The sequence below is a fragment of the Breoghania sp. L-A4 genome, assembly GCF_003432385.1.
GTDB lineage: Bacteria > Pseudomonadota > Alphaproteobacteria > Rhizobiales > Stappiaceae > Breoghania.
In genome coordinates, this window is the sequence record NZ_CP031841.1 from 4105994 (window position 1) to 4122012 (window position 16019).

Annotated in this window: 13 protein-coding genes; 3 read left to right on the forward strand and 10 right to left on the reverse strand. The window is 66.3% G+C overall.

From position 1 onward, the window contains the following. Position 1: 1 nt before the first annotated feature. A complete protein-coding gene (locus tag D1F64_RS18805) occupies positions 2-1942 on the reverse strand; it encodes a TRAP transporter fused permease subunit (protein WP_117413663.1) in 1941 nt (646 codons plus the stop codon). 8 nt (positions 1943-1950) lie between these two features. Continuing rightward, the gene (locus D1F64_RS18810; RefSeq protein WP_117413664.1) at positions 1951-2913 is read right to left on the reverse strand and encodes a TAXI family TRAP transporter solute-binding subunit; all 963 of its coding nucleotides are present in this window, start codon (positions 2911-2913) and stop codon (positions 1951-1953) included. Positions 2914-3086: 173 nt separating this feature from the next. On the opposite strand from D1F64_RS18810, the gene D1F64_RS18815 reads away from it, so the two are divergent. Further along, on the forward strand, positions 3087-4799 hold the full coding sequence (locus D1F64_RS18815) for a thiamine pyrophosphate-requiring protein (protein WP_117413665.1): 1713 nt from the start codon (positions 3087-3089) through the stop codon (positions 4797-4799). Between the two features lie 232 nt (positions 4800-5031). Here the strand turns inward: D1F64_RS18815 and D1F64_RS18820 are convergent, their stop codons facing one another. From D1F64_RS18820 to D1F64_RS18830, 3 genes are all read right to left on the reverse strand, one after another. Next, on the reverse strand, positions 5032-6417 hold the full coding sequence (locus tag D1F64_RS18820; RefSeq protein ID WP_117414721.1) for a homospermidine synthase: 1386 nt from the start codon (positions 6415-6417) through the stop codon (positions 5032-5034). A gap of 282 nt (positions 6418-6699) precedes the next feature. Further along, the gene (locus D1F64_RS18825) at positions 6700-7257 is read right to left on the reverse strand and encodes an N-acetyltransferase (protein ID WP_117413666.1); all 558 of its coding nucleotides are present in this window, start codon (positions 7255-7257) and stop codon (positions 6700-6702) included. Positions 7258-7268: 11 nt separating this feature from the next. After that, positions 7269-8399 (reverse strand): type III PLP-dependent enzyme, encoded by a 1131-nt coding sequence (locus D1F64_RS18830; protein ID WP_117413667.1) that lies wholly within the window; start codon positions 8397-8399, stop codon positions 7269-7271. 596 nt (positions 8400-8995) lie between these two features. Here D1F64_RS18830 and D1F64_RS18835 point away from each other — a divergent pair. Beyond that, a complete protein-coding gene (locus tag D1F64_RS18835; protein ID WP_117413668.1) occupies positions 8996-9457 on the forward strand; it encodes a DUF3775 domain-containing protein in 462 nt (153 codons plus the stop codon). A gap of 254 nt (positions 9458-9711) precedes the next feature. On the opposite strand, the gene D1F64_RS18840 is transcribed toward D1F64_RS18835, so the two are convergent. The 4 genes from D1F64_RS18840 to D1F64_RS18855 are packed head-to-tail and all read right to left on the reverse strand — an operon-like array spanning position 9712 to position 14166. Next, a complete protein-coding gene (locus D1F64_RS18840; RefSeq protein WP_117413669.1) occupies positions 9712-10611 on the reverse strand; it encodes an alpha/beta fold hydrolase in 900 nt (299 codons plus the stop codon). Then, positions 10611-12350: an alpha/beta fold hydrolase gene (locus tag D1F64_RS18845; RefSeq protein WP_117413670.1), complete on the reverse strand. Its 1740-nt coding sequence runs from the start codon at positions 12348-12350 to the stop codon at positions 10611-10613. The genes D1F64_RS18840 and D1F64_RS18845 overlap by 1 nt, the downstream gene beginning before the upstream one ends. Then, positions 12347-13153, reverse strand: coding sequence for a hypothetical protein (locus D1F64_RS18850; RefSeq protein WP_117413671.1), 807 nt, complete (start codon positions 13151-13153; stop codon positions 12347-12349). The genes D1F64_RS18845 and D1F64_RS18850 overlap by 4 nt, the downstream gene beginning before the upstream one ends. Further along, on the reverse strand, positions 13153-14166 hold the full coding sequence (locus tag D1F64_RS18855; RefSeq protein ID WP_248304801.1) for a M14 family metallopeptidase: 1014 nt from the start codon (positions 14164-14166) through the stop codon (positions 13153-13155). Before D1F64_RS18855 ends, D1F64_RS18850 begins: the two co-directional genes overlap by 1 nt. Between D1F64_RS18855 and D1F64_RS24860 the strand changes: the two genes are divergently transcribed. Continuing rightward, the gene (locus D1F64_RS24860) at positions 14086-14424 is read left to right on the forward strand and encodes a hypothetical protein (protein WP_248304840.1); all 339 of its coding nucleotides are present in this window, start codon (positions 14086-14088) and stop codon (positions 14422-14424) included. The genes D1F64_RS18855 and D1F64_RS24860 overlap by 81 nt on opposite strands. A 337-nt stretch (positions 14425-14761) precedes the next feature. Here the strand turns inward: D1F64_RS24860 and D1F64_RS18860 are convergent, their stop codons facing one another. Next, positions 14762-16018: an HgcAB-like fusion protein gene (locus tag D1F64_RS18860; protein WP_117413673.1), complete on the reverse strand. Its 1257-nt coding sequence runs from the start codon at positions 16016-16018 to the stop codon at positions 14762-14764. Position 16019 lies beyond the last annotated feature (1 nt).

The following is a 16019-nucleotide window of genomic DNA, read 5'->3' on the forward strand; positions in this document are numbered from 1 at the left end:
GTCAGACAACACTCTCCGCAAGGCGCTGGCGTTTGCGCCGGACCTCCGATGCCATCAGCAGCAGACCGCCGCCGACACCCAGGATGTCGCTGATGACCGCGCCTTCGAACGCCGTCCCGGGCACCAGGGCCGCGAGACCGCAGACGGCGAAGGCGAGGCGCATGGGCATCGAGAGCCGCGCGGAGAAATAACCCGCAAGGCTTGCCGAGATCAGCCACACGCCGATGCCTGCGGTGACGATCGCGACGCCGATGTCGAGAGGCTCGCCGATCAGGATCAGCGTCGGCGAGAAGACGAACAGCACCGGAATCACATAGGCCGACCAGCCAAAGCGCATCGCGGCGAGCCCAGTGGCCATGGCTGGCGCCTGGGCGATGCTGGCCGCGGCAAACGCCGCCAGCGCGATCGGCGGGGTGATCATCGACATCATGCCGAAATACAGCACATAGAGATGCGCCGCGATCGGCTCGATGCCCACCTGGATGAGCGCGGGTGCTACCAGGGCCGCCAGCAGCACATAGACGCCGAGCGTTGGCAGGCCCATGCCCAGAATGATGCAGACCACAGCGGACAGGGCCAGCAGCACCGTGGCGTTGCCGCCGCCCACCTGCACCAGCGCATAGGTGAGATTGAAGCTCAGCCCGGTGACGTTGAGCACGCCGATGACCAGGCCCGAGGCGGCCGAAATCAGGATGATCTCGACAACCGCGTGGCCGGTGCGCGACAGCCCGCGGAAGATGTCGGCAAGCGACGGCCGCACGCCCTGATACCCCAGCGCCAGAGAGGTGATGATGAGGGCCACCGCCGCCAGCAGCGCCGCGCGTTCAGGCTGCCAGCGCAGCACGAAGAGCGCGTAGATCAGCACCGCGAAGGAGAGCACGAAGTGCAATCCGCGCAGCACGCTGGCCGCCGACGGAATTTCCGACTTCGGCACCGGCGCGATGTTCATGCGCGCGGCTTCCAGATCCGCCTGGATGAACAGCGCGACGTAATAGAGAATCGCCGGCACCAGCGCCGCCATCACGATGGTGGAATAGGGAACGGCGAGGAATTCCGACATCAGGAAGGCCGAGGCGCCCATCACCGGCGGCATCAGCTGCCCGCCGGTCGACGCCACCGCCTCGATCGCCGCCGCCTTGTGCGCCGGATAGCCGTTGCGCTTGATCATCGGAATGGTGATGACGCCGGTGCCCACGACATTGGCCACCGCCGAGCCCGAGATCGAGCCGAACAGACCCGAGGCCAGCACGGCGATTTTCATCGAACCGCCGCGGAATCCGCCCATGCAGAGCATGGCGGCGTCGGTGAAGAAGCGGGAACCGCCGGTGATCGACAGCAGCCCGCCGAACAGAATGAAGGTGACCACGACGGTGGAGGCCACCGACAGCGGCAGCCCGAGAATTCCGTTGGAATCATAGGCCATGTAACCGGCGAGCATCTGCCAGTTCTGCGGCCGTCCGGACAGCCGCCCGGGGATCGCGTCGCCGAAGAGCGCATAGAGCAGAAAGACGGCGATGATGACCACCAGGGCCATTCCGGTGGCGCGCCGCAGCGCCTCGAGCACGAGCAGGGTGACGATGAGCCCCGGCACCCAGACGGCGGGCGGGCGCGAGAAGATCAAGAGCACCAGCTCCGGATAGCCATAGGCGATATAGCCGACACTCACGAAGCTGGCGAGCGCGAGCGCGAGATCCGTCCAGGGCACGCGCCTGCGCGTCGTTGCGCGCCGCGCCGGCAGGGTCAGATAGGCGAGCGTCAGCGCGCAGGCCAGAATGGCCGCGAAGAACTGCTGCGGATAAAAGCCGAGGCCGAGATAGCGCGGAACCGAGAAGGCCCAGCAGATCGCCGTCAGCGTCAGCAGCATGGCGAGCCCGTCGATGACGGGCCGCAAGACACGCAAGGAGAGGCCGGAGCCGGCCTCTCCCTCACTGGAGTCGCTCATCGGGGATCCTACTCAAGGCCTGCGTCTTTGAAGAACCGCAGCGCACCGGGATGGAACTCCGCAACGCCGGGGTCGCCCTTCATCTCGCTGGGCTTGAAGGCCGCGAACGGCTTGAACGTGTCGGCCATGACCTTGGCGTTCTCATGCATCGCCTTGGCCATGGCGTAGACCACGTCGTCGGGCACGTTGGCGTGGGTGAAGATCACTTGCGGGAAGGCGATGTAGATATTGTCCTCCAGCACGCCCGGCATGGCGCCCTTGGGCAGCTTCTTGAAAAACGCCGTCGGCCAATGCTTGCGCGCCGCGGCAAGCGCCGCATCGCTCGCGTCCGCCACGGGAAGCGCCCGCAAGCCGCCGACCGCCGCATCCGCCTCCCGCACCTTGCCCGCGCCGTGGGCGAAGATGAAGCCGTCCGCTTCACCGGCGATGAAGGCATTGGCGCCCGCGACGACGCTCGGCACGTTGACCGGCTTCATGTCGGCGCGGGTCATTCCCGCCGTGGAATAGAAGGCGTCGAGCTGCGGCAGAATCGTGTTTTGCGCCGTGTAGCCATCGACCATCGGCCGGCCCTTCAGGTCGGCGATCGACATGATGTCGCTGTCCGCGCGCACGAAGATCGCCTCAACGAGCGGCATCAGCATCGCCACGACGCGAAGGTTGGGGTTCTTGACGCCGTTCCACCAGGCCTCGCCCGTGACCGCATAGTTGACTTCCTGCAGATTCGCCACGCCGAACTCGATACCGCCGGAATTGATGAACGGAATGAACTGGTTGGGGCTGGTCGCGGGCTGGATGGTGGTGTTCAGCCCGGCCTGGTTGGCCGCATTGGCGACCGCGCTGCCGATGTTGTGGAACAGCGACCCCGGATTGGATGTCGCGATTCCGACGGTCTGCGCCGATGCGGCGCTTCCCAGCGTCGCGGCGACGGCCATGGCGGCGGCGAAGGCCGCCGAGGTGATGATCTGACGCATGTGTTTCCCTCCCTCAGAATGCCGCCCGGTTGCTCCGAAGCGTACACAAAACTCTTATATTGAGATTTTGAGCAGAATGCACTTGCGCGGCGGCGGCTGACAAGAGGAAACTGCGCGCAAATGACGCGACCGTACCAAGGCACGCGCAAGGAAGGCCATTCGGAGGGGATGCAATGACGGCGGACACGACCAAGGCTCGGCCAAAAAACGGCGCCGAGGCGATGCTTCTCGGTCTCAAGCGCGCCGGGGTGGACTATCTGTTCGCCAACGCCGGCACCGATTTTCCGCCGGTGATCGAGGCGATCGCATCGCTGGATCCCGGCGCCATACCGCAGCCCGTGACGGTACCGCACGAGACCGCCAGCGTCGCCATGGCGCATGGCTATTACCTGGCCACGGGCCGTGCGCAGGCGGTGATGGTGCATGTCAACGTCGGGCTCGCCAACGCGGCGATGGGCGTGATCAACGCGGCGTCGGACAATGTGCCGGTGATCGTCATGTCGGGGCGGACGCCGATCACCGAGCGCGGCCGTCCGGGCGCCCGCGCGACCCCGATCCAGTACGGCCAGGAGATGTACGACCAGTCTTCGCTGGTCAGCAACGTGACCAAGTACCACTACGAAATGCGCTATCCCGAGCAGGGCGACAGCCTGACGGCGCGGGCGTATGCGCTTGCGATGAGCGAGCCGCGCGGACCCGTCTATCTCAGCCTGCCGCGCGAGCCGCTGATGGAGGAGATCCCGGAGCACCTGCGCGACCCCTCCCCGGCGCAAACGCCCGCGACACCGGCGCAGCCCGACCCCGCTGCCATCGCCACCGCGGCGCTGTGGCTGAGCGAGTCAAAAGAGCCGCTGATCCTGATCCAGCGCAGCGACCCGATTGGGGCCACCGCCGCGGAGCTCGCCGCCTTCTCGCAGCGGTTCGGCATCGCCGTCGCCGAGCCGTTCACGGTGCGCAACGTGATGCCCGGCGCGCATCCGATGTTCCTCGGCAACGATGTGAAGGGTCCGCTGGAACGGGCCGATGTGGTGCTGGTGCTCGATTGCGACATTCCGTGGATCGAGGCCTTGCACGCGCCCGCGCCCGGCAAGCGCATCATCCATGTGGGCGCGGATCCGCTGTTCCAGCGCATGCCAGTGCGCGGCTACCAGACCGATCTCGCCATCACCGCCGATCCGGCGGCCACGCTGAAGGCGCTGGCCGCGGCGCTGCCAGAACCCGATCTCGCGGTGACCACGCGGCGCGGACGCATCGAACATGCCTCTCATGAACGCCGCGCGGCCGTGGCGCGGACGGCGGCGGAAGGCAGCGGAAGCCCGATGAGCGCGGAGTGGATGAGCCAGTGTCTGAGCGAGGCCATCGGCGATCAGGCGATGGTGTTCGGCGAGCTCGGCGTGGTGCCCGGCGCGATGACCCCCGCCGGCCCCAACCGGATCTTCAACAACCCGCACTCCGGCGGGCTGGGCTGGGCGCTGCCCGCAGCCCTTGGCGCGCAACTGGCCGACCGCAGCCGTCTGTGCGTCGCCTGTATCGGCGACGGTTCCTACATCTTCGCCAATCCTGTGGCCTGCCACCAGATCGCCGAGGCGCTGGAGCTGCCGATCCTCACGATCATCAAGAACAACGGGATGTGGAACGCGGTCCGCCGCTCGGTGCTCAACAGCTATCCGCAAGGCGAGGCGGTGCGCGCCAACACCATGCCGCTGACCTCGCTCGAGCCGGCGCCGGACTATCTGAAAGTGGCGTCAGCCAGCCGCGCGCATGTGGAGCGTGTCGAAAACGGCGCGGATCTGCCCGCAGCACTCGCCCGCGCGCTGACAGTCATCCGCGTGGAACGCCGCCAGGCCGTGCTTGACGTTCGCATCGCGGTGTCGGACAGGCATTGAGGGGGGCGCGTTCCTTGTGAGTGCAGCCCCTCACCCCAGCCCTCTCCCTGAAGGGAGAGGGGGCGGATACGGCGGAACGGAGCGGCACGGTCCTTCCTTCTCCCCGCCGGGGAGAAGGTGGCGCGCACGCGCCGGATGAGGGGGGGCGGATGCGGCGGGCCGGGTGACGACGGCGGCGGGTTTGGCGGGCGTGCGACAGAAGCCAACCGTCCCCGGTCTGACTCTGCCCCCCTCACCGCACCAGGATGTTGCGGAACTGCCAGGGGTCGGTCTCGTCGATATCCTCGGGGAAGAAGCCGGGGCGGTCGTCGAGCGGGGTCCAGTCGGTGTAATATCCCTTCACCGGGCCCAGATACGGCGTCTGGATTTCCAGGCAGCGGCGGAAATCCATCTCGTCGGTCTCCACGATGCCGGCGTCCGGATTCTCCAGCGCCCACACCATGCCGGCGAGAACGGCGGAGGTCACCTGCAGGCCGGTGGCGTTCTGATCGGGCGCCAGTTCGCGGGCTTCCTGGATGGAGAGCTGCGAGCCGTACCAGTAGGCGTTCTTCTTGTGGCCGTAGAGCAGCACGCCGAGCTCATCGATGCCGTCGATGATCTCGCTCTCCTCCAGCAGATGGAATTGCGGCTGGATCTTGCCCGCACTGCCGAACAGCTCGTGCAGCGAGAGCACCGCGCCGTTGCACGGGTGATAGGCGTAGTGGCAGGTCGGCCGGTAAACCGCCTTGCCATCCTTCTTCACCGTGTAATAGTCGGCGATCGAGATCGCCTCGTTGTGGGTGACCAGAAAGCCGTATTGCGCGCCCGGCGTGGGGCACCAGGTGCGCACGCGCGTGTTGGCGCCGGGCTGCTCGAGATAGATCCCCGCCTTGTTGCCCTTCTTGTGCTTGCGCGCATTCTTGGGCATCCACGTCTCATGCGTGCCCCAGCCCAGTTCGGCGGGCTGGAAGCCTTCCGAGAGGAACCCCTCGACGGACCAGGTGTTCCAGAAGACGTCGAGCGGCTTGGGCTTGTCGGAGATCTGCGTGTCGCGCTCGGCGATGTGCACGCCCTTGACCCCGAGCTTCTGCATCAGCTTCGCCCAGCCCTTGCGTGTCCTGGGCTCGGGCGTATCGACGCCGGTGTCGCGGGCGATGTCCAGCAGCGCCTGCTTGACGAACCACGAGACCATGCCCGGGTTGGCGCCGCAGCAGGAGACCGCGGTGGTGCCGCCGGGATGCTTCTTCTTCTCCCGGCGCACGGTCTCGCGCAGCGCATAGTTGGTGCGCGCCTCGATGCCGGCGTCCTTGTCGAAATAGAAGCCGGGCCACGGCTCCACGACGGTGTCGATATAGAGCACGCCGAGCTCGCGGCAGAGCTTCATGATATCCAGCGAGGAGGTGTCGACGGAGAGGTTGACGCAAAAACCCTGGCCCTCGCCTTCGGTGAGCAGCGGCGTGAGGACCTCACGATAGTTTTCCGGCGTCAGCGCGATGTTGTTGAACGCGTAGCCGCGCTCGACCACCGCCTTGCCTTCCTCCTCCAGCGGATCGATGACCGTCAGCCGCGCCTTGTCGAAGCTCAGGTGACGTTCGATCAACGGCAGCGTTCCCTTGCCGATCGAGCCGAAGCCGATCATCACCACGGGACCCGTGATGGCGCCATGCACCGGCCACGGCTTGCCCGGCGCCTTGGCGGCGGGCCGCGAGGCCGTGGGCCTGGAGGCGGCGGCCTTGGAAGCGGGCTTGGGATAGGCGGATTTGGCGGAGGATTTCGGCTTGGTCTTGGCTGCCGGCTTGCGGGAGGTCGTCATCGCGATCAATTCCTTTCGGTGGCCCGCCTTGTCACAACGGCGTGTGGCCTGTCCTTTCAAGATAAGATGCCCGCGCGGCGGGCGTGCCGCGCGGGTGCAACTGTCGCGTCACGCATCGAGACGCAGTTTCGGATGGCCCCAGGGGCCGCGCTTGTTTTCGCCGCACATCGGGTCGGCAGCGCCGTCGGCGAGCACCATCCCATGAGCATGGACCAACGCACCGGCGACCAGTTCGGTTGCCAGCAGCCTCGCCCGATCCACCGGACCTGGCAAGTCGAGCCCTTGCGCCAGCCCGGCGGAAAAGCCGAAACGGCTGTAGTATTCGGCATCGCCCACCAGAATGACGGCCTGATGACCGGCCATGGCGGCACGGTTGAGGCCCGCGCGCATGAGCTTGGCGCCCAGCCCGCAGCCCTGATGCAGATGCGACACCGCGAGCGGGCCGAGCAGCAGGGCCCGGCAGCCGTTCACGGTGACATGCCACAGCCGCACGGTGCCGATCAGCGCGCCACTGTCGCTGTCGGTCGCGCTCAGCGCGATCGCCGGCAGGCGGCCTTCGCGCAGCCGCTCGCAGGTCTTGGTGAACCGCTCGGCCCCGAAGGCGGCATCGAGCAGGCTCTCGCGCGCGCCGTGATGCCAAGACACCTCGTCGGCAATGTCGATCATCGAAGCCCGCCTCAGATCACGTAGGATGCCAGCGGCGCGAAGCCGTTGAAGCCGGTCGTGGAATAAGTGGTGGTGTAGGCGCCGCAGGCCTCGATCAGCACCTTGTCGCCGATGGACAGCGACACGGGCAGCTCATAGGGCGCCTTCTCGTAGAGCACGTCGACGCTGTCGCAGGTCGGACCGGCCAGCACGCAGGGGGTCTTCGCGTCGCCGTCGCGCTCGGTGCGGATCGGATAGCGGATCGCCTCGTCCATGGTCTCGGCCAGGCCGTTGAACTTGCCGATGTCGAGATAGACCCAGCGGATCGGATCGTCATCGGACTTGTTGGAGATCAGGACGACCTCGGCCTCGATCATGCCGGCGTTGCCGACCATGCCGCGGCCCGGTTCGATGATGGTCCTGGGCAGACGGTTGCCGAAGTGGCGCGACAGGGCGCGGAAGATCGCCTCGCCATAGGACGCGACGCCCGGCATCTTCTTGAGATAGTCGGTCGGAAAACCGCCGCCCATGTTGACCATGGAAAGCTGGATACCGCGCTCGGCCATCTCGCGGAAGATCGCGGCGGCGGAGGCCAGCGCCTGGTCCCACGCGTCCACGTTGCCCTGCTGCGAGCCGACGTGGAAGGACACGCCATAGGCGGTGAGGCCCGAGCGGTGGGCGGATTCCAGAACACGGGGCGCCATTTCCGGCGCGCAGCCGAACTTGCGCGACAGCGGCCATTCGGCGCCCGCGCCATCGCACAGGATGCGGCAGAACACCTTGGAGCCCGGAGCGACGCGGGCGATCTTCTCGACTTCCGCCTCGCAATCGACCGCGAACAGGCGCACGCCCATTTCAAAGGCGCGCAGGATGTCGCGCTCCTTCTTGATGGTGTTGCCGAACGAGATGCGGCCGGCGCCCGCGCCGGTGGCCAGAACCATTTCGATCTCGCCCACGGAGGCGCAGTCGAACGACGAGCCCAGGCGGGCCAGCAGGTTGAGGATTTCCGGCGCCGGGTTGGCCTTCACCGCGTAGTAGACGGAGGTGTCGGGCAGCGAATGGGCGAAGGCTTCGTAGTTGTCGCGCACGATGTCGAGATCGACAACGACGCAGGGGCCGTCGTCACGTCGGCTGCGGAGGAAATCGCGAATGCGGTCGGTCATGGATCCGTTCCCAATATGTAATCACGTCGCAGGGGCGGATGCGATCGCGCCCGCCCCTGCGCGATGGAAACGCAAGGACGCGCGGCGATACATCGCGCGAACGGTCGAGCGAACGGCAAGAGCCGACTGCTGTCCCGCGTGTGATGCCTTGGATTGGAACGGGAATCCCCGTTTCCGCACGGCTGGCAAGGAGGTAAGTGCCTCTTCAGTGACACCGGGGGTTGGAGACCCCGACTGAGACCAAAAAAGCCCTCTTACGTCGTTGCTTTAAGCCGTCCGGTTTTGCCGCCTTGGGACCCTTGAGGATCCGGGTAAGGCGACTGCCACTTATTCGATGGACGACCACGGGCACGTGCGAATTTGGGCACGCATTGCATCGCGCCCTTTTGTTCCGAATGCAAGATTTTTTTGCGCCCGGGGGCAAGTTTTTTCGGGCGGGATCCGGCCCGGGGCCCAGCCGCCCCGCCCGCGACCGCGTCATGCCGCCATTCGTTGAGGAACCAAGTCCCCTCCCCGCCGTTGATTTGGCTCAACGCGGGCGGCGCGGCTTCGGCCGAGACTGTTCGTTACACTCCAACCAGCGACGGACACGCAGCATGAGCGAGCATCCAGAAAATACCCAGAGCCAGGAACCGGACGCGGACGACGGGCCCGTGCTGTCGATCTCGCCCGAGCAGGTCTGCTTCCTGATCGTCAAGGCGCGCGAATACGACGCCAAGGAGGGGGAAACGGATATCGACTCCGGTTCCAACGCCGCCGACGACAGGATGATCGACGTGCTGGACGAGGGCGGCGACGACCCGGTGGAGGAGGAGATCATCTCGTTCATCGACGCGATGAACGAGGACGAACAGATCGATCTGGTAACCATCGCCCGGCTGGGCCGCGGCGACGGGACGTTGGCCGATTGGGACGAATTGCGCGAGGAAGCCGCAGGCGGTCACAACGACCGCACCGCGCAGTATCTGCTCGGCATTCCGCTGCTGCCCGATTATCTCGAGAACGGCCTGGGCGAGCTGGGCCATTCCTGCGAGGAATTCGAGACGGGGCGGCTTTGAACGAGCGGAGGCGCGTGAATGTTGCGCCGATCCTTCGAGACGGCCCTTCGGGCCTCCTCAGGATGACGTCGATGAGGTGGAAATATTGTAAATATATCAACACGATAACGTCATCCTGAGGAGCCGTCGCAGACGGCGTCTCGAAGGATCGGCGGCGCCCACGGACATCCCTCACCCCAACCCTCTCCCCATGGGAGAGGGGGCGGATGCGGCCAGTTTCTTGGTTTTTTCAACGAATAATATTTCCCCGCGACTCACGGCATCGCCAGAAAGCGGCGCACCAGCGCGACGAAGGCCTCGGGTCGCTCCTCGTGCGGCAGGTGACCGGCGTCGGGCAGGATCACCGACCAGCAATCGGCCAGCCGCATCTGGATGTTGACCGAGTTCTTCACCGGCAGCACGCCGTCGCGCGATCCCCAGACCGACAGCACCGTGTGCCGCAATTCCGGCAGGCGCTTCTGCAGGGCGCCTTCGGAGAACTGGCGCAGGGTCTTGAGAAAGGCGCGCTCGCCATGATCGCGCAGCAGCAGGCCGTAGCAGTGATCGACCAGCGCCGCGTCGGGCACAGTGGCGGCGTAGGATTTTCTCAATTTGGAGCGGAAGATCGCCTTGCCGGTGCCGTGCCGGCGCAACAGCCCCGCGACCGCCCAGCGGATCAGCCCGCTGCGCACCAGCTTCTCGATTGAATGGGCGCCGCCGGCGATCCCGACGCTGTTGACGATGATCAGCCGGCCGACGAGATCCGGCGCGCGCAGGGCCATGGTGATCGCCACCGCCGCGCCGAAGGAACTGCCCGCCACGTGGACCCGCGCGATCCGCAACGCGGCGCACAGCGCGATGATCCTGCCGGCGATGGCGTCGAGCGAATAGTCCTCGCCGGTTTTCGACGAGCGGCCGTAACCGGGCATGTCGACAGCCACCACCCGATGGCTTTGCGACAGCGGCGCGAAGACCGCCTGCCAGGTGGTCATGCACAGCGGGATGCCGTGCAGCAGGAGGATCGTCTCGCCCTCACCGGCCTCGCGATAGCAGATCTCGAAGCCGTCCAGGCTCACGGTCTGGGCATGAGGGTACATCTCGTCGCGGAATCCCCCCGCGTGGAGATCGGTCTTGGCGACCCGCGATCCGGAAAGATTGCGCGGCAGGAACATCATTACCCCCTTTGCGCCGCCTGCGGCGCGGCGACGCCTTCGCGCCTGAGAAAGCCGCGCAGCACATCGTTGAAGGCCTCGTGCATCTCCCAGTTCATGAAATGCGCGCCGCCGCGCATCAGCGCCAACTCGCTGCCCGCAATGGCGCGCTGCAGCGCGTCTGCGTGATGCAGCCGCACCAGCCGGTCCTGCTCACCATGGATGATCAGCGTCTCGCAAGCGATCTCCGACAGCGGGTGTGCGGGCCGGTGCGTGTTCCCCGCCAGCGTCTGGGCGGAAAACGACGCCGCGTCCTGGCGGTTGACCCGGTAAAACGTCTTCAGCTTGTAGAGCTCGTCGGCCCTCTCGCCCCGATAGTCCTCGGAGAACACCCAGGGGATCGTCTCGTCGAACAGCGCCTGCATGCCCTCGCGCGCAGCCTTCTCCCGCCACGCAGCCGTGGTTCTCAGGATCAGATCGTCGGCCGTCTCGTAAGCCGAGACCAGCACCAGCCTGCCGGCGAGATCCGGGCGCAGCAACGCCACCTGCTGGGCGATCAGCCCGCCCAGCGCCAGCCCGACGATGCTGACGCCACGCTCGCCGAGATGATCAAGCAGCGCGATGACATCGCCGGCCATGTCCCGCGTGTTCGCGCTGTCGGGCAGCGCGGAACTGCGCCCCGCGCCACGGTTGTCGACGGTGATCAGCCGGAAGGCGTCGTTGAGGGTGCCGCACTGGCGCGACCAGAAGCTGGTGTCCGTGCCCACCGGACAGAGGAACAGCACCGGCGGGCCCTCGCCTTCGGTGCGGTAGCACAGCGAGCCGCCGTGGCTGAGCGGCAGCCGCTCGGCATGCACCTTGCGGTAGAAATGATCGAAGATGTTGGCGACAAGCGAGCCGCGGTCGGGGATGCTCTCGAGCACCTCGCTGGGATCGTAGTGCGTCATGCCGCCATCGAGATAGTCGTTCTCGTAGCGGTGGGTGTAGGGATCGAACTGGAAGATGTAGGGAATGGCGCGCGGCTTGCGGCGCTCAAGCAGGATCAGCACGACCTCGCTCGCCACCAGCGAGGCCGCCATCAGGCAGGCGGAGGCGATGGATGGGCCGGTGCCGCGGAGAAAGTCGGTGTTGGAGTCGCCCTTTGACACATCGAAGTAGCTGATGTGCGCCAGCTTCGGCACGACGGAACAGGCGTAGCGCAACTGCTTTTCCATTGGCGGCATGTCGTCCGTGATGCCGCAGAAGGTCTCCATGTCCATGCCGTCGGGATCGAACACCTGCATGGAGGCGCTGAAGCCGACGGGCGAGCCCATGAGGATGTAGAGCCCGCGGGCGCGCGCCGCGCGATGCAGCCTCAGGTGATCCTCGATGGCGTAGAAATCGATGGCGTCGATGCAGATGTCGGCATCGCCCAGAACGGCATCGGCGTTGGCGTCGCAGAATTTCTCCGCGAACGTCCGCACGCTGGCGTCGGGATTGATGGCCAGGATCTCACGCTCCACCACATCGACCTTGCGCGCGCCCACGGTGGTGCTGTCGGCGCCCGCCTGGCGGTTGATGTTGGCGAGCTCGAAGGTGTCGGGATCAACGATATTGAAGTTGCCCACGCCCATGCGCGCCAGCGTCACAAGACAGTTGGAGCCGATGCCGCCGGTGCCGACGACGGCGACGGTGGCGCGCGCGAGCCGCTCCTGCTCGGCCTCGCGCAGGATGCCGATGTTGCGCGAAAAGGATTCCCGGTACGTCTCGCTCAGCGCCATCATAACCCTCCCGCGGCAACCGCGCGCCGCTCTTGCTGGCGCGACGCGAAGCGCGCGCGGAACCGCGCGCCATAGGCGTTCAGACGCGCCGCCGAGCTCCTGCCGACAGGCACGAAGACGTCGCCCGCCGCAATGTCCAGTTTCGAGCGGACAAAATCGTTGATCCGGCGATCGGGCGCTTGCGGCAAGGGGTTGTAGAAGAAGTCGCACTCGTTGCGCAGGATCAGGTTTTCGGGCTCGAAGGTCACATCCGGGTCGTATTTGTCGACCACCGCGCGGGCCACGCGGATCACGTCCGGCGGCGGGATGTCCCGCGCGTTGGGATAGACATGCGCGAGCTTCCCCAGCATGGAGTAGACCAGCGGGCTTTGCGAAATCGAGGTGACATAGACCGTGTCGCCGTGCCGCGCGACGAGACCGGAGATCTGTTCGAGAAGGGCGAGAAACAGGAACGACAGAAGCCCCGTGCCCTGGATGTCGCGCGAGAAGTTCATCGAACACAGATGCACGATGGTGCCGTTTATGCCGCTGCCCGGCCCGCAGTCGAAGTCCGTGTCGCAGCCGGCGATGCCCTTGAAGACGCCGTCCTCGAAGACAAGCGCCAGCGCGGTTGCGAGATACAGCGGTGAGATCTTGAAGATGGCGCGCATGCGCGCGACGTGGCTCCCGTCCCAGCCGCGCGACAGCGTGGCGATGGTCAGGATCTCGTCCTCGAGCGCACGCAGCTCATTGCGATACGCCTTGGCGTCGCGCAGGATCACCAGCTCGTAGCGGCGAAACGGGATCCTTTCCGCGCCCGTAAACATCACGCCTCTCCGCTCAGATGGCGCACCGCATCGTCCAGACAGCGGGCCGCGCCGGCCACATAGGCTTGCCGCCAGCGCGGATCGTCGGGGCAGAAAGCCCGCGTCATCCGCGCCCGCGCCCTGGCGAGCAACGCCGGGTCATGCGCGAAATGCCGGTGGGCGATGGTGTCCAGCCGCAGCGCCAGGAAGGTGCGCAGCGCAGGCCCCGTGCCGCACTCGAAGGTAACGCCGCAGAGATCGCGGCATGAGATCCCGCGCATCAGACCGGTGAGCAGATCGCCACGCACGCTGTAGAGCGCGTCGTCGCCCGCGTGGCTCATGGTGATCGGCGTCCGGAAGATCGCCTCGGCGCCTGCGACATCGGCCGCGGTGGCGAGCAACTGGCATTGACCGTAGCTCCCGATGCCGGAATGCAGGTCAACGAAAATCGCCTTGTCCAGCGCGCCTTCGCCAAGCATGCCCGAGAGATAATCCGCAAGCGCGCGGATCTCGGGCTGCACCGCGTCACCGCCGTAAAACAGCCCGTCTGGGTTGACGAACTGACCGCCCGCCAGCGCCTCCTTCAGCGCGGATATGCCGCCCAGGCCCATCAGCCTGAGAAAAAAGACCGGCATCCAGAACGCGCCGAGCGCGCGGAATTTTCCCACGCTGTTGACCCAGTCATCGATGGCGGCGGCGCGGGCGTCCACCGTCCGGTCAACCGCTGAATGGTCGAGGACATTGCGGTTGAGATCGACATTGGCGCCGTTCACCCGGCGGCGCGCCTTCATGCCCGCGGGATTGATGACGTGCACCACGAGCACGTGGACGGTTTCGAGGCTCCACGCCCGCGCGCGCAGAAACGCGATCTGCGCGGCGCTGCCGCAATAGCCCTCGATGCCGTGCAGCCCGCTGGTGACGACCAGCTTGCGCGGCGACGTCAGATCGCCCGCGTGCGCCACGTCGATGACGTCATCGGCGCCGCCGATGGGCAGGTGATCAACGCGCAGATCCAGATCGCGGCAAAGATCCAGGAACGCCGCGCGGGCGGCCTCAAAGGTGGGGTGGAAATCGGAAACCTCATCGCCTGTGGTCCGGGGCGCGCCTCGCGCATGTCGGATCGCCGAAACCGCCGCTCCAACCGCGCTGTCATCCCGGCCTCCGAGCCGGGACCCAGTAGCCGCCGGCCCCTCGGCTCTTGCCGTTGGTTCTCGGCCTCGTTGTGGCGACGGGTCATCGCGCGGGCTGTCGGTTACTGGGTCCCGGGTCTCGCCTTCGCTCGCCCGGGATGACAATCGGGGCGAAGCCTGGACATCGCGGGATGACTGCGCAGGGTGGTGTTCGCTCGCCCGGAGGTCAGCGCCCGACAAACCTCTCCCATGGGGAGAGGTCGGCGCGCATGCGCCGGGTGAGGGGTGAAAAACTCGACGTATCCAGGAGAGCGCTGATCCCCTCACCCCAACCCTCTCCCCATGGGAGAGGGGGCGAGCCGTTCGCCGCGAAGCCACTTGCGGTGACCCTGCTCCAAGGACAGCGAGGGACCGCCTCCCCGACAACGCCTCACCCCACACTCTCCCCATGGGAGAGGGGGTGCCGCCATCCGTCGTGGGGCGCGCGTCCGGTTGTGCCTCACGCCACCGCATCGGCCGGCTCCCGAATGTAGGCCTCGGGCGGCGTGCGTTTCCCCGCCTCCATGGCGTCGGTGTCCACCACCAGCATGACCTTGTCGTACTTCGTCGGCGCGTTGATCCACTTCATCTCGTCCTCGAGATGATGCCAGTCGCGCGTCATGATGGTTTGCAAATCGTCGATGCTCTTCACGTCGCCCTTCCACTGCTGCGAGCGGTTGTAGAAGGCGTCGTCGTGGCAGCTCTTCACGCAGGCCAGGCACTCGATGCAATCGTCGGGGCGGACCGAGACGGCGGGGCCCTTGGGCAGCCGCGCCAGCACCCCCTTGGGACAGACGTAGACGCAGTCGTAGCAGCTGGTGCATTTGACCGGATCGATGATCGGCTCGAAGTGGCTGCGGTAATCGCCCCTCGTGATCCAGTGGCGCGGCGTGGTCTTGTAGATCGTCGAGCTGCCGCAGCCGTCGAGCGAAATCAGCAGCACCACGCCGCCAATCGTCGCCGTCCAGATGGCGAATTCGCTCAAGGTGAAGTCGTGGAACAGGCCGACCAGCGCCAGACCGGCGACGCCGACGCCGAAGTGGCTCAGCGTCTTCAGCCACAGTCGCTCCTCGGGCAGCACGTCCCACAGGGCGAACCAGGTGAGATGGAACAGCAGGATCAGCCCCATGGTGATCAGCGTGTAGGCGGGGAAGAAGAAGATCAGAAAGAAGATCGTCATGGCGTAGACCAGCGCCGTGGAGACCGCCTGCTCCATGCGGTCCCAAAAGCCGAACTGGGCGCGGGTCATCTCCGAGGTGCGGCGGTAGTTGCCGGCGATATAGGCGGGCAGATCATCGAAATGGGTCGGCCCCCACACGAGCTTGAAGCCGGTGCGCGCCTGCACCTCCTTGGCGTTGACGCCGGGCGCGGCATAGGGCGGCGCGATGATCCGCCGCGCCAGCACCTTGTCCTTGATGCCGGAGACGTTGATGGCGTCGATGATGTCGAATTCGTTGAACTCGTTCATGCCGGCCGCGCACCAGACGTTGGAGCCCTTGGAGTTGGCGACGATCAGGTAGCAGTCGATGCCGGAGAGGCGCTTGAGCAGCCGGTGCACGGTGAGCGTGTAGTTGCCGCTCAAGAAGACCGGCGAATGCTCGTCGGGGCGGCCGATCTCGCGCAGGCCCAGCTCGCAGGGGAAATTGAAATGCCGGAACAGCACGTGGAAGATCTCGTAGAACCTGAGCTTGATCATGCCCCAGATCCGGCCCGCCATG